Origin of the sequence: Brumimicrobium aurantiacum (genome assembly GCF_003402975.1) — a bacterium.
Lineage (GTDB): Bacteria > Bacteroidota > Bacteroidia > Flavobacteriales_D > Crocinitomicaceae > Brumimicrobium > Brumimicrobium aurantiacum.
Window position 1 is genome coordinate 19,582 of the sequence record NZ_QURB01000011.1, and the last position, 14,660, is coordinate 34,241.

Consider the following 14,660-nt stretch of genomic DNA (forward strand, 5'->3'; position numbering starts at 1 on the left):
CCAATGGTATAATTGAGATTTGGTGACTTTGGTGGTCAAGTATTCTTGAGGACCGTTTTTGACCACCAGTTGACCACCAGTTGTAAAATGATTGTGTTGAATTTTGGTGTTTTTGAAGTACTAATTTTTTGAGGTTTAGAATTGGATTCTAAATGATCAAAAAATCACTCTTAAATTCAGGTAAAAAATCACTTTTTAACTTAAAATCTGGTGGTCTAAATTTATTACAAATTTTGACCACCACATAGACCACGAGATTTATGTGTTTAATTGATTTTGATTGCTTTTGTGGTAAATTGGAAAACGCCCTGTTTACGGGGTTTTTCATAGGATTTGGAGGTGTATAACAAAAAAAGCCTCTCGAATGAGAGGCTTTTTGTGATCCCGCTGAGGTTCGAACTCAGGACCCTTACATTAAAAGTGTAATGCTCTACCAGCTGAGCTACGGAATCGTAAATATTTCAAAAAAAAATAAAAATCAAATTGATTAGAAATGATTTTTGATTGGTGATCCCGCTGAGGTTCGAACTCAGGACCCTTACATTAAAAGTGTAATGCTCTACCAGCTGAGCTACGGAATCATGTTATTTCTATTTACAAAAACCGTTGTTTTTGTTTTTTAAATTATATCGCTAACGCGGGTGCAAATATAGTGGGTTTATTTAAACTAACAAGCCTGAAACGTGATTTTTTTTAATAATTTTTTGGTTTTATTTTAAACTCACTGATTTATAAGCTCTAATCAATTCATATTATTTTCATTTTTTTATCTTCAGGTGAATATTACTCTATTTTAAGAATTGTACTTCTCATTCAAATGTAACCTGTATTAGGTGTTCAAATAACCTTTACTTTCTATATATTTGGAGTTATGCAAAAAAACTTAGTTTTTCTAATTGGATTTATGGGAGTAGGTAAAACTACTCTTGGAAAAAAAATCGCCAAAAAGCTTGAATATACCTTCGTAGATATAGATCAAAAAATCGAAAGCAAGTTTAAAATTTCAATTAATGAATTTTTTAATAAATATGGTGAGACTACTTTTAGAAAAGAAGAAACCAAGATGCTAGAAAGTATCATCAGTGAAGAAAATAATGCAATTATATCAGTAGGAGGTGGGTTGCCTTGTTTTAATGGAAACATGGAATTGATGAATAAAAGTGGTGTGACATGTTATTTGAAACGACCGCCAAAGGAACTTTATCATCGTTTGGTAAACGGTAAGGGGAATAGGCCTCTTTTAAAAGAGTTAAACGATGAGGAATTGTTGTTGTTTATAGAAAATAAGCTTAACGAGAGAGAAATGTACTATAATCAAGCACGATTTGTTTTTTTAAGAGATAGACAAAGTGTTGAGAATTTGGTTGAGGAATTAAATTTATAGCTAACTTTTATAATTCATAATCCTTTAGCCACTTGTAAGCTTCATCATAGTCCTTAAAATACTTCTTATTGGGTACATTTTTGGAGAATAAACGACGTAATGAGATTTGCATAGGTAGAGAATTATAAACTAAGGCAAAAATATTAGGGTTTAATTCTAAGTTATTGATGTGGTTTTCAAATGATTCATCTGTTTCAATTGCTAATGTTTGTCTAGTATCTATCAGTAGTTTATATCTCTTTCCACCTGTAAGTTTATCGAAAAATAATTTCTGATTTAATACTTCCTGAAGGTCATAAGTTTTGTCGCTAGGCTTTAGAACATAATGAAATATGCCATCATCTTTAAATTCGATTTTAGCGATATCACTAACGTATATCTTTTCATTTGTCATATAAAGTTTTTCTAAATAGTTGCTTAAGCAAATATATAATTTAATATTAAAAAGTGTGCATAGCTTTCGCTTAAAATTGTATTTTTGGTTTTATATAAAATGATGAATTACGGAGTTAGATACGTGAATAACTTGTTTAAAGTGTTGAGTAGATGTGAGAAAAAGACTTTTTTATCCTTTATAACTCCGGAAATAACTAATGTTAAAATGAAGAATTCTATTTTAACAACGATAAAAAAGCCACAAAGAACATTTTCTAATATTCCTTGTGGCTTACACTAAAAGTTAGAAATTAATCGAACTTAATCTCTTGTTTGACCATCTCCAAATACGTAATACTTATTGGTTGTCAATTGTTTTAACCCTAATGGTCCTCTATGGTGTAGTTTATCTGTACTAATTGCTAGCTCTGCACCAACACCCATTGCTCCACCATCCGTAAATCGTGAAGAAGCGTTTTGATATACTGCAGCACTGTCAATTTGCTCCATAAATGCTATAGCATCATTTTTATCCTCAGTCATGATAATAGCAGAGTGTTTTCCTGAGTGCTCATTAATTAACTCAATGGCTTCTTTTGAATCTTCTGCAGTACCTATCAATATCTTCATGGCAAGGAATTCTTCTTTCCAAACCTTTACACTTTCCATTTCCTCAAGGTCAGACAATACTTTTTTCGTTTTATTGTCAACTATGATTTCAACACCTTTTTCAGTAAGGATTGATTTTAGGTCTTTTAATTTCTCCTCATAATTTGGAATATTCTTATCAATTAAAATGTTATCCAATGCGTTACAAGCAGATGTTTTATCTGTTTTGGCATTGAGTAAAACTTTAATTGTTTTGTTCCAATCTGCCTCCGGTGAAATGTACATAAAATTATTTCCCCTTCCTGATATCAAAACTGCACATTTAGCATGTTGTTTTACAAAATCAATTAACCTTTCTCCTCCTCGAGGAACGATTAAATCTAATTTCTCTGTCGGGTTTCTTAAGAATTCCTGGGTTTCATCCCTGTTCATTTCTAGCATTTTAATCCAATCTTTATCAAGATTGTTTTGTTGAAGTGCTTCATGCCAACATTTTACCAAAACTTTGTTACTGTTGTAAGCCTCTCGTCCACCTTTTAATAATATTTTGTTGTTGGCTTTAAAAGCCAAAACTGCTGCTTCTATGGTTACATCCGGCCTTGATTCGTATATAATCATAATTGTACCGAATGGATCTGTTTTGTTGATGACCTCTAAACCATTGTCAAGTTTTAATTCAGAAATTTTCTTTCCTACAGGATCATCTTGACCCTTTACCTGACGAATAGCTGTAATCATTCCATCTATTTTTCCCTGATTAACAACTAATCGATCGTATAAAGCTTGGTCATCTCTTTCAAATGCATCAAGATCCTTTTTGTTTTCAGCTAAGATTTCATCTCTCTTCTTATCGATAATATTTATCATCGATTGTAGTACATTGTTTTTTGTTTCTGTATCTAAAAATTTCATGTTTGTGGTTGTATATTTAAATAAGTTTGTAATTGTATGTAGGTTAGACGAATTTCGTACCTACTGTTTTACCTTCTAAAATGTCTATAATAATATTGTCTTCTTTACCATTGGCAATGTAAGTAGGGATTTCTTTATTGGCTGTAGATTTGGCAATCCTTAGTTTAGACCCCATTCCTCCACGGCCTTCTCCTTCACCTTTTTCAGATGTTTGTACATATTTTTCAACGTCTTGATCTCCTTCTACATGGTGAAGTAACTCAGAGTCATCATCATCTGGATGTCCTGTGTATAGACCATCAGTATCAGTAAGCATGATTAACATATCAGCATCTACAAGTTCGGCAACCAAACTGGCCAATTCATCATTGTCTGTAAACATAGATGTGGTTAATGATACTGCATCATCTTCATTTGCAATCGGAATAATTTCCTCTGCTAATAAAGCTTCATAACAATTGATCATATTGTCACGATATTGACCTGGAGCAAAATCGCGCTTAGTAGCCAAAACTTGAGCACATCGCATTCCAAAATCATGAAACATGGAATAATAATGGCGCATCAATCGTGGCTGACCAACAGATGAAAATACTTGTCTTCTTGTTGTTGGATCAGTTGCTGAACAATCTCCTAAAACTTCCTTCCCTGCAATCGCAGAACCAGAAGAAACTAAAATCGTGATGATATCACGTTCATATAAATAGGCGATTTGACGAACCAGATTTTTTAAAATCGGTCCAACAATGCGATTGCTAGTGTTGGTCATTACGTTTGTACCTACTTTTATTACTACTCTTTTTTTGAATTTACGCAAAACTTAATTTGTATTTATTAATATATAATTTGAATTGTTTTTACTACGTTGTTTATTATTCAGGATCGTTACCCAATTCCACAGCTCTATTAAATGCTGCGTATGCGGCCTCTTTAATAAGCTCTTCAACATTGTTGTCTTCCATTGAATCTAATGCTGCTTGAGTTGTTCCCCCTTTAGAAGCAACCCTGTCCATCCATTTTTGAGGTGAAATATTTGATTCATTAAACAATGTGACAGCTCCTTCAAATGTTGAACTCACTAATACTCTTGAGTCGTTATCAGAGAATCCCATATTTTTAGCAGCCTCCAACATTGAATTCATAAAATAGAAAACGTATGCTGGTCCACTTCCAGAAATCCCTGTAGATTTATCAATGAATTTTTCAGTTTCAACATGGATCGAAGTTCCTGTAGTGTCAAGAAGGTTTCTAACCATTAATAATTCTACGCGAGAAACTTCATGAGATTCTGTAAAAGAGGTAATTCCTTTTCCAACCTTTGCCGGTAAATTAGGCATTGTTCTTACTACTTTAGATATCCCCAAGTGATCTTTTATGAAATCAATGGTTACTCCTGCCATTAATGAAACAATTATTTGCTGATCATTAACCATATCTTTCATTACCTCAAATAGCTCAACGCAATGATAAGGCTTAACAGCAACGAAAATAATGTCTGCTTGTGGCAAACAATCTTCAATTTTGTCATACACATCAAAATCAGGATTCTCTCTTAAATTAGAAAGGGTTTCTGGACTTAAATCCTGAATCATTAACTTTCTTTTGTTCAACAATGGTGATCTTGACATTCCTTCTGAGTAGGTGAGTCCCATATTACCACCACCGATTACTAATACTTTCATGTATTTTATTTATTTATTTAATTTTCTAAACTTTTAAGAATTGTGCAACAATTGTTCTATTCTCTATTATTTCAATATTTAACTTTTAAACCAAACCAAATTACTATTTAATTACTTGTATATGTCTGATATACAGTTGTTTTGGCGCCAGTGTCAATCTAACATGATAATTTGTCATATCAACAAAAATTGCTCAAATCTATTTAGCTAATAAGATAATAAATATTATGAATTAGTTGCTGCATCATTAGTTACATTTTTTGGAAATAACATTATTTTTCAATTGCACGTTGAAAAGAAATGTTTCCTCGATCGTTTTAGATCCTTCTTTACTATATTTGGGACGTGCAAAATTTTCTGATTATACAAACTGCCTTTTTGGGAGATGTTATTTTAGCCACACCCATTGTAGCTGAATTGAAAAGGATTTATCCAGAAGCAAGAATTGATGTATTGGTGCGTAAAGGAAACGAATCTCTCCTCATAAATAATTCTAAAATCAATAAAATATTTATTTGGGATAAAAAAGGAGGGAAGTATAGAAGTCTATTGCGCAATATTAAAAATATTCGGAAAGTTATATACGATGAAGTTATAACGCTTCAACGATATACCAATGCAGGTTTAGTTACTCTATTTGCGAAAACGAAAAGGCGAATCGGATTCGATAAAAATGCATTTCGATCAATGTATACTAAAACTGTTAAACATTCTTTAGAGGGTGAAAATCATGAAGTGGAAAGAAATTTGAGTTTAATTGCTCATCATGGTGCTCAAAAATTAGTTAGACCAGAACTCTTTCCTTCGAGTAATGACATGGAACTTGTGGAAGATTATAAATCTGAAACATATTTCTGTTTAGCACCGGCCTCAGTTTGGGCAACCAAGAAACTACCAGCATCAGGGTGGACTGAATTGATAAATTTGTTACTTCAAAAAGGAGAGGTTAAATTACTTGGAGGTCCAGATGATCATGATTTATGTGATGACATTCAAAAAGAGTTTCCTGGAGGGGTGCATAATCTAGCCGGAAAACTTACTTTAATGCAAAGTGCTGCCTTAATGAAAGATGCTACAATGAATTATGTTAATGATTCCGGTCCTTTACATATTGCTTCTGCGATGAATGCACCAACACGTGCTTTCTTTTGTTCAACTGTTCCTAAATTCGGCTTTGGACCTTTAGCAGATGATGCAAAGGTAATTGAAACTCCTTTAGGTCTTGATTGCAGACCATGCGGTAATCATGGATTTACTAAATGTCCATTAGGCCATTTTAAATGTGGGAAATCGATCGTAATTAATGAAGAAAGCATCGCTTAAAATTCACTAGAATATTTTCATTTAAAGATATTAATCTACTTTCAGTTGGATAGGTTATTATTGTGTTCAAAATTCAATGCATAAAAAAAGGGACTTCAGTCGAAGTCCCTTTTTTTGAAATTTTTAGTGGATTAGTTATTCACCACTTGAACAAATCCATGTTCATTGTATGTTTTTCCTTTTAAAGTTTTGAATGTAATCTTATAGAAATAAGTTCCATCCGCTACTTGGGTTCCTGACTTAGACTTACCATCCCAAACAAAGTCTGGTTCATTATAAGTTCTAAGAGAAGTACCCCATCTGTTTAAGATATTAATCTCAAACTCTGTAATTGTTTCATATGCTGCTTTATAATTGATGTAGAATCCGTCGTTAACTCCATCGTTATTTGGCGTAACAATGTTTGGAATTTCAAATTGAACTTCTGGAAAATCAACAAAAATATCCGTTGAATAAGTGTTCGTACATCCGTTTGCATCAACACCTGTGTGAGTTACTGTGTAAACACCAGCATCGGTAAATGAATGGAATATTGTATCATTCAATTCTGTCGTATTATTTCCATCTGCAAAATCCCAATAATTACTTACAAGGTTACTTGGATCATTGAAGAATGATACATCAAGTACTGGTTCGCCAGAAATTGGATCTGCAACAAATGAAACATCTGGAGCAGGTAGAACTGTTACAGGTATTGTATTAGTATTTGTACAATCACCATTAGCGTCTTCAATAGTTAAAGTTACATCGAAAGTTCCACTAGAAGGGAACGTATAACTAGCATCTGTAGAGTATACAGTATCTGTTCCAGTTTCAAAGAACCATTTTGAGTTCACAAAGTTACCAATTGAAGTATTTGTAAATTGAATTTCTTCACCTTGACAAACTGGAGGGTAAGTAAAGTTTGCATACGGAGAAGGCTCGATAAACAATTCGATTGTTGTATCAGTAACACATCCAAATTCTGTTTCAACAGTTAGTTTTACATTATAAGTACCAACACCAGTAAATTCGTAACTTGGGTTTTGGTCTGTAGATGTATTTCCTTGGTTATCAAAATTCCAACTCCAATTGTCAATATTGAATCCAGGAGGAAGTGTAGACATGTCAGTAAAGTTTGTTAATGATCCTTGACATAAAGGAGATGCATCAAAATCAACATCTGCAAAAGGATAGTTTTGGAATAAAATCGAATCACTAGCAGTACAGCCAGGATAGTTGACATCAACAATATCAACATAATAGTTTCCGATTGTAGGACCTTCATAAATACTATCTGTATCACCATTGTTCCATACATAGTCATAATCTCCCGATCCTCCAATAGGATTAGATACGATTGCAGTATCAATCAATCCACAGAATGAAGTATCATTTGGAAGGTTTGGATCAATTACACCATACATGTCAATACTTGCAAAACAAGAATCAGAAATACCATCAGTAAATACTACGTCGTAAGTTTGAACATTTTGAATAATACAATCATTTGTGTCTGCAGGATCTGTTGTTCCATCAACGTTCCAGTCATAGTAATAAGTACCACAAATAGTTCCTAATACAGCAATGTTATCAAGTCCCCAGTGGTCATTTCCAGCACCACTAGTACCTGTTTGAATCCATCTGAAACGTGTTGAAGTTGTCATCGCAGCAGCTGGAATAGTATGACAATACTGAGTCCATTGAGTTTGGATTGGATCTGTTCCGTTGTTTAGTACTGCTTCATAATGAATACTTACCCATGTTACACCACCGTCGATAGAGTATTGAAGGTCTACACCTTCACCTGTTAAATCAGGTCCTTCACAACTACCACTACCACCTTGAGTTGCATATTTCATTTCGAAACAAATGTCACCACCACAACTCAAATCATAGTCATTTGTTTCTAATTCTCTTGGGTGTGCTTGTTGATCACCAAACCATCCAGCTGGGGTACCATCTGGAGTTGGTCCACAAGGGTTGGTATACATTAGCGTTTGAGAAGTAAACCAACCTGGTCCTAATGCACCAGAGTTAAAGTCTTCTCCTAGTAATGTATCTTGAGCAACCCCAACAGCTGTTAAATCAAAACAATCCCCACAGTCTAAAGAGTCTGATTGCGTTTCAATAGTCACAGTACATTGTGAATACGACCAAAATGATACTGTGATAAGTAAAAGTGTAATTAATATCTTCATAGTTCTATGTTTTAATAGTTAATTGTAATTGACTTCAATGAATTAGATGCGTCAGAAGCTTTTTTACCGCTATTTCCAACCATAAACTCTTTGAATAAATATAATCCCGGTGTATTTTCTTGATGCCCACCAATAGATTCACCTGGAGCTAAAGTAATTGGTTTTACACCATCATGATTTGAAGAGTTAACAGCTTGACCATTGTTGTTGATGTAATTTAAAACAGGTGTAAATGTCACCGTTTCGTTTGAAATGTTTTTAACCTTAACTTCATAGAATTTAAAAAACACATCGTTTTTCTTGTCTTTCTTGTCTTTTACAATAGCTTCATATTGAAGTTTACCGTCTGTATCTGAAATTACAGGTTGTTGGGCGTTTAATCCTAAGGAAAATAGAATCATAATCGAAAGTGTTAGCAACTTGTTCATGAGTTATTTATTTTATAATTAATATTCTAGGTAAAGTTAAATAAAAGGGATTTTCCGTTTTGTTCATTGTAAACTATTTATTAACCCTATCCTGTTGGTTAGACTTATTTCTTTCTATATTGGTTGCATAGAATTATAAATTATTCTAAAATAAAATGATTTCATTTTTTCTTAAGCAATCGAAAAAAGATGTTTTAGAATTTTAGGTTTAATTAGAAGTGTTGATTTTGAGGTAGGTAACTATTTGATCGATAAAGTTTACATTTAACACGCTAAAAATACCTTTTTAAACAATTCGAATTAAAATTCACAACTACATGATTTTTGAAACGTTTTAGTATGTTAGGTAACATTTCATGGATACTTTTCTGTAAAAAGCCATCTAAACTTATCAAAATTACCTCTAAAATTATGTTTTTCTGAACTAATTTGGAAAATCACTGTTTTAATTACTAGATTCTTACAATAAAAAAAAATAAACAATAACAAATTATAATATGGTAAACGATAAAAATGCGAATTTAAACTTGGTTAATAAAATTGAACTTTTTGAAGATTTGTCTGCTGATCAGAAATTAACCTTGACAAGCATTTTAAGTCCGCTTTACGTTAAAAAGAAGGAGTTCTTATTCGAATTGGGGGATCCAATTCATAACATTTACTTTGTTGCTAAAGGTAGAGTGAAAATTATAAATAAAATAAGTCCGGATAAATCATGTTTAAAAAGAATTTTATATCCAGGTGATTACTATGGAGAACATTCAGCTTTGAATGGAGAAGCTTATAGCCATTATCTTGATTATGCTGTAGTCATGGATAAGGAAACTGAAGTCTTAGCTTTACCAATAGGTGAACTTAAAGCACTTTTTGAAAGAAATCAAGAGTTACATACAAAAGTTATCAATACTGTTTTATCTAATTTTAAAAAATTAAATGATCGATTGGAATCTGTGATGCTTAAAAAATCTAAAGAAAGAATTATTGACTTTCTTAGAGAAATGTCTATAGATGTTGGAAAAGCTGTGGGATATGAAATGTTGATTAAACACAATTTAACACATCAAGAAATTGCTGATTATACGGGGATTTCTAGACAGAAAGTTACAACAATATTAAATGAATTGAAACATGAGGGAGTGATTCATCTTGAAAGAAATTCGATTTTAGTCAGAGATGATAAACTTTTGAACTAATCTTTTATCAACAAAAAATCCGTCATTAGACGGATTTTTTTGTTTTAAACTTTCATTATTTTAATTGTCGAATACCAATGATTACTTCTTTAACAATCGCAATTGCGATATCAGCTTCTTCTTTACTTAAAGTTAAAGGTGGACTCAATCTGAAACTATCAGGATGAGATAAAAACCAAAAAGAGAGTAGTCCTTTTTCTAAGCAACCTGTAACGATTTGATTAACCAATTCTGGGCTTTCCATATCAAAGGCAAACATATAACCAACCCTACGTATTGCTTTTACTTCCTCTAATTTTAGTAGCTCATCTTCGATTTGTTGACCAATTAATTCTATCTGCTGATAATCAATTTCAGATAAAACCTTTAATCCTGCTGCGGCAGCGGCACAAACCACTGGGTGTCCTCCAAATGTAGTGATATGCCCCAGAATAGGGTCGTGACTAAATAGGTCCATTTTTTCCTTATGACTCACTAAAGCACCTATGGGCATTCCTCCGCCTAAGGCTTTTCCAAGAGTAAGAATATCAGGTACGACTCCCGAGTGTTCAAAGGCGAAATTTAATCCAGATCTACCTAATCCACATTGTACTTCGTCATATATTAATTGTGCTCCAGTTTCCTCACAGCGCGCTTTTAATGCTTTTAGGTAATTAGTAGAAGCTTGTCTAACTCCTGCGTCTCCTTGAATCGTTTCAATAAAAACACCTGCAGTTTGTTCTGTGATTTTCGATAAATCTTCGATTGAATTATGACGAATGTGATTGACCTCTGGAAGTAAAGGTTCGAATGGATTCTTCTTTACTGCGTTACTTGAAAGGCTTAAACTCCCATTTGTACTACCGTGATATGCACCGAAACAGGAAATGATTTCTCTTCTTCCAGTGATTCGTTTTGCTAGTTTTATTGCGGCTTCATTGGCTTCTGTTCCCGAGTTTACAGCGTAAACAGAGTTTAGCTGCTCAGGTAACATCTCAACCAATCGTTCAGCCATTTCTAAGGGTGCATCTTGAATGAATTCTCCATACACCATTACGTGCAAATGCCTGTCGATTTGAGTTTTTAAGGCTTGTACCACTTCAGGGTGATTGTGTCCAATATTGTTCACAGCCACTCCAGCAATCATATCCAAATAAGCCTTTCCATTTTTATCGTAAATATAGCTTCCTTTAGCGTAATCAACATCAATTAAAAATGGAAAAGGCGAAGTTTGACCTTGAAGGTTTTTAAACTTTTCTTCAGCAGATAAAATACTCATGGGAAAATTATTTTCTTGAAATCGCTTTCTTCGCGGCAGCAATTACATCAGCTGTATCGATGTTGTATTTTGTCATTAATTCTGCAGGTGTAGCACTTTCACCAAATGTATCATTTACTCCAACATATTCCTGTGGAGTAGGCGTGTTTCTACTTAAAATTTGTGCAACTGAATCACCTAATCCTCCATTGATCATGTGTTCTTCAGCAGTAACGACACAACCAGTTTTTTTTGCGGTTGCTAAAATAGCCTTAGCATCGATAGGTTTAATGGTATGCATGTTGATTACTTCAGCATCAATTCCTTCTTTAGCTAATTCTTGAGCGGCTTCAATTGCTTTGTAAACCATGTGTCCACATGCAATGATAGAAACATCTTTCCCTTCGAAAATAGTATCTGCTTTACCGATTACAAACTCTGCATCATCAGCAACAAAAATTGGAACTTTAGGACGACCAAAACGTAAGTAAACAGGACTATCTAAATCAGCAATAGCTTTTGTAGCTTGTTTTGTTTGATTGAAATCAGCTGGAACAATCACCGTCATATTAGGTAACATTTTCATCATTCCAATATCTTCTAAAATCTGGTGTGTAGCTCCATCTTCTCCCAATGTTAAACCAGCGTGAGATGCACAAATCTTAACATTTTTGCCTGAGTAAGCAACAGATTGTCTGATTTGGTCATAAACTCTACCTGTAGAAAAGTTTGCAAAAGTACCAGTATAAGGCACCTTTCCACCAATGGTCATTCCTGCCGCCATACTAATCATATTTGCTTCAGAAATTCCTACTTGAAAAAATCGTTCTGAAAAGTCATTTTCAAAAGCATTCATTTTTAATGATCCTGTCAAATCTGCACATAATGCAACTACATTTGGATGAGATTTACCTAATTCATGTAAGCCTTCTCCAAATCCAGAACGTGTGTCTTTTTCGCCTAAAATTTTGATATTCTTTTCCATTATAAATTTATCGTTACTGTTTTGTTCGTATATACACTGAAATCTTGTTGTTTTGAATAATTTGTTGATTTCAGACTTTTCTGTCTATAAACAACCTTGTATTTACCAGGTTGTAATATAAAAGTGTTTTTAGTGCTATCTTCACTAAGGTCACAAACCCATTCAAATTGATTACTTGCTTTAATTTCAAATATTTGTCCTGTGACAACTTTATAGGCATTGAAATTAACAACTCCAGGAGCTTCAACAGAAACTGTTGTTGTTCTACTTTGCGTAACCTCAATGGTCTTGTACCTTCTCGGTAATGTTAATATTTCAACTTTGTATTTTCCTACAATGTATTGTTGTAACTCATCAATCTTCTGAACATTTAAAGTCTTTTCACTATTGATTTGCATTACGCGACTGTCCACGAAATTATATCGGGTAGGTTGTTTGAATTCAATTTTCACCCTTCCTTGAGGAGCTGGTAATTCAATAGTGTTGTGGGTATTTCTATGTATTTTTATTCCTTTCTTTACTTGTTCGGGTAATGTTTTAACATATAAGTCATATTCAGTTGATGGGTCTAAAATCAGTGTATCGGGCAACCCTTCTTCATTTAAGGTATGCTTATATGTATATCTGAGGTTTTGAGTTCCTGCTTCATATAAAAACATGGTTACATCAGTTTCTAAAGGTTGACCACCAACCGTGTTTAAATTGATTTGAACTGTTGTGTTGACCAATGCTTTGTTGACCACATTTTTTAAAACAGCTTCAAATGACACAGGGTCTTCTGCAGATTTATAATTACCGTAGCAATCAAAATGTGATAAATATGACATGTCCATCCCTAAACCAATTACAAAAGGACTAATCGTTACACCTTTGGCTCTAAGTTTGTCAGCTATTACACAGGGTTCGTCATCACATGCTTCTACACCATCAGTAATTAAAATAATTACGTTTCTAGATGATTTATCTGGAAAATCACTTGCGGCTTGTTCCAATGAACGTGCTATTGGAGTGGTTCCTTTAGCGCGTATGGTTTTCAGTTTATTTAAAACTGCTGTGTGATTATTTGCAGCAAATGGAACCTCCAATTTGGTGTCTGCGCAATCTTGGTAATTTGCAGTTATCGGTGATTGATGTCCATATACTCGTAAAGCAATTTCTAGGTTTGGAACACCTCTTAAACTATCAACAGAATTAGAAATAATTCGTTTTGCAGTTGTAAATCTGGCCTCGTTTCCCCATTTTTTATTCATGGAGTTTGAAGCATCGAGTACAAAAAGTATACGCGTTAATTCTTCTTGTGAATAAGAATATCCAGCAAGACTAATGAATAATGCAAGTATAATTTTTTTCATTCTCAACTGCTTATCGTTTTCAAAACTTCTCGTTTTGTTTTAATTCCCTGAAACTTTTTTCGATCAGTTTAGTAATCTCCTAAAGTTTCTTCCAATTGACTTAAAGCATTTTCTAATTGTTCAGCATTTGGAGCTGCTCCATGCCATTTGTGTGTTCCTGTCATGAAATCAACACCTTGCCCCATTTCAGTTTTTAACAATACCATTACAGGTTTTCCTTTTCCTGATAAAGATTGAGCTTTTTCATAGGTAGTAATAAGTTCTTCCATATTGTGTCCATCAACAACTAATGTTTCCCAACCAAAAGCTTGCCACTTCTGTTTTAAGTCACCTAAAGAAAGAACGTCTTCAACATCTCCATCAATTTGTCTACCATTGTAGTCTACTGACGCAATTATATTGTCTACATTTTTTGCTGCTGCATACATTGCTGCTTCCCAAATTTGACCTTCTTGCAATTCACCATCTCCCATTAAAACATAAACAAAACGATCATCCTTATTAAGTTTTTTCGTTTCGGCTGCACCAATGGCCATAGATAAACCTTGTCCTAGTGAACCAGAAGCGGCTCTTATTCCTGGTAGGTGATGGTCTACACTTGGGTGTCCTTGTAAACGAGAATTTAATTTTCTAAAAGTAGCCAATTCTGATACTGGAAAGTAATTTGCGCGGGCTAAAGTACTATACCAAACCGGCGAAATGTGTCCATTTGAAAGGAAAAACAAATCTTCTCCTTTTCCATCCATTGTGAATTTCTCAGGATTGTGTTTCATGATTTTGTGGTACATTACTGTAAAAAAATCGGCACATCCTAATGAACCTCCTGGGTGTCCTGAACTTACAGCGGCAACCATTCTTACAATATCTCTTCTCGTTTGTGAAGCGTATTGCTCCATTTTTTCAATTTCCATAGCTAATTGTGACAAATTAATTTTGAATTACAAAACTAAGCCTAATTTAGAATATTTAAGTAGATATAGCCCTTAATTTATTACTACTT

Annotated in this window: 13 protein-coding genes and 2 tRNA genes; 3 read left to right on the top strand and 12 right to left on the bottom strand. The window is 33.6% G+C overall.

Annotated elements, in window-relative coordinates; genetic code table 11:
* Positions 1-379 precede the first annotated feature (379 nt).
* Both DXU93_RS14120 and DXU93_RS14125 read right to left on the bottom strand, forming a co-directional pair.
* Positions 380-452 (bottom strand) — tRNA-Lys (locus DXU93_RS14120).
* A gap of 53 nt (positions 453-505) precedes the next feature.
* Positions 506-581 (bottom strand) — tRNA-Lys (locus DXU93_RS14125).
* Positions 582-871: 290 nt separating this feature from the next.
* On the opposite strand from DXU93_RS14125, the gene DXU93_RS14130 reads away from it, so the two are divergent.
* Positions 872-1,384 (top strand): shikimate kinase, encoded by a 513-nt coding sequence (locus DXU93_RS14130; RefSeq protein WP_116881955.1) that lies wholly within the window; start codon positions 872-874, stop codon positions 1,382-1,384.
* A gap of 7 nt (positions 1,385-1,391) precedes the next feature.
* Here the strand turns inward: DXU93_RS14130 and DXU93_RS14135 are convergent, their stop codons facing one another.
* The 4 genes from DXU93_RS14135 to proC form a co-directional block, all read right to left on the bottom strand.
* On the bottom strand, positions 1,392-1,778 hold the full coding sequence (locus DXU93_RS14135; RefSeq protein ID WP_116881956.1) for a hypothetical protein: 387 nt from the start codon (positions 1,776-1,778) through the stop codon (positions 1,392-1,394).
* A gap of 302 nt (positions 1,779-2,080) precedes the next feature.
* Positions 2,081-3,280, bottom strand: coding sequence for a glutamate-5-semialdehyde dehydrogenase (locus tag DXU93_RS14140; protein WP_240623469.1), 1,200 nt, complete (start codon positions 3,278-3,280; stop codon positions 2,081-2,083).
* A 43-nt stretch (positions 3,281-3,323) separates the two neighbouring features.
* Entirely contained in the window at positions 3,324-4,097 is a 774-nt protein-coding gene (gene proB / locus DXU93_RS14145; protein ID WP_116881958.1) for a glutamate 5-kinase, read from the bottom strand.
* Positions 4,098-4,152: 55 nt separating this feature from the next.
* On the bottom strand, positions 4,153-4,962 hold the full coding sequence (gene proC / locus DXU93_RS14150; RefSeq protein ID WP_116881959.1) for a pyrroline-5-carboxylate reductase: 810 nt from the start codon (positions 4,960-4,962) through the stop codon (positions 4,153-4,155).
* Between the two features lie 378 nt (positions 4,963-5,340).
* Between proC and DXU93_RS14155 the strand changes: the two genes are divergently transcribed.
* A complete protein-coding gene (locus DXU93_RS14155; protein WP_240623470.1) occupies positions 5,341-6,285 on the top strand; it encodes a glycosyltransferase family 9 protein in 945 nt (314 codons plus the stop codon).
* A 131-nt stretch (positions 6,286-6,416) separates the two neighbouring features.
* Here the strand turns inward: DXU93_RS14155 and DXU93_RS14160 are convergent, their stop codons facing one another.
* Positions 6,417-8,465 (bottom strand): PKD domain-containing protein, encoded by a 2,049-nt coding sequence (locus DXU93_RS14160; RefSeq protein WP_116881961.1) that lies wholly within the window; start codon positions 8,463-8,465, stop codon positions 6,417-6,419.
* Positions 8,466-8,476: 11 nt separating this feature from the next.
* Positions 8,477-8,893 carry a hypothetical protein gene (locus DXU93_RS14165; protein WP_116881962.1) on the bottom strand — a complete coding sequence of 139 codons (417 nt, stop codon included), beginning with the start codon at positions 8,891-8,893 and terminating at the stop codon, positions 8,477-8,479.
* A 497-nt stretch (positions 8,894-9,390) separates the two neighbouring features.
* On the opposite strand from DXU93_RS14165, the gene DXU93_RS14170 reads away from it, so the two are divergent.
* A complete protein-coding gene (locus DXU93_RS14170; protein ID WP_116881963.1) occupies positions 9,391-10,086 on the top strand; it encodes a Crp/Fnr family transcriptional regulator in 696 nt (231 codons plus the stop codon).
* A gap of 55 nt (positions 10,087-10,141) precedes the next feature.
* Here DXU93_RS14170 and DXU93_RS14175 read toward each other — a convergent pair whose 3' ends face one another.
* The 4 genes from DXU93_RS14175 to DXU93_RS14190 form a co-directional block, all read right to left on the bottom strand.
* Entirely contained in the window at positions 10,142-11,344 is a 1,203-nt protein-coding gene (locus tag DXU93_RS14175; protein ID WP_116881964.1) for an aspartate aminotransferase family protein, read from the bottom strand.
* A gap of 7 nt (positions 11,345-11,351) precedes the next feature.
* Positions 11,352-12,308, bottom strand: coding sequence for a transketolase family protein (locus DXU93_RS14180; protein WP_116881965.1), 957 nt, complete (start codon positions 12,306-12,308; stop codon positions 11,352-11,354).
* Positions 12,308-13,660: a vWA domain-containing protein gene (locus DXU93_RS14185; RefSeq protein WP_116881966.1), complete on the bottom strand. Its 1,353-nt coding sequence runs from the start codon at positions 13,658-13,660 to the stop codon at positions 12,308-12,310. The genes DXU93_RS14180 and DXU93_RS14185 overlap by 1 nt, the downstream gene beginning before the upstream one ends.
* A gap of 68 nt (positions 13,661-13,728) precedes the next feature.
* Entirely contained in the window at positions 13,729-14,571 is an 843-nt protein-coding gene (locus DXU93_RS14190) for a transketolase (protein WP_116881967.1), read from the bottom strand.
* Positions 14,572-14,660 lie beyond the last annotated feature (89 nt).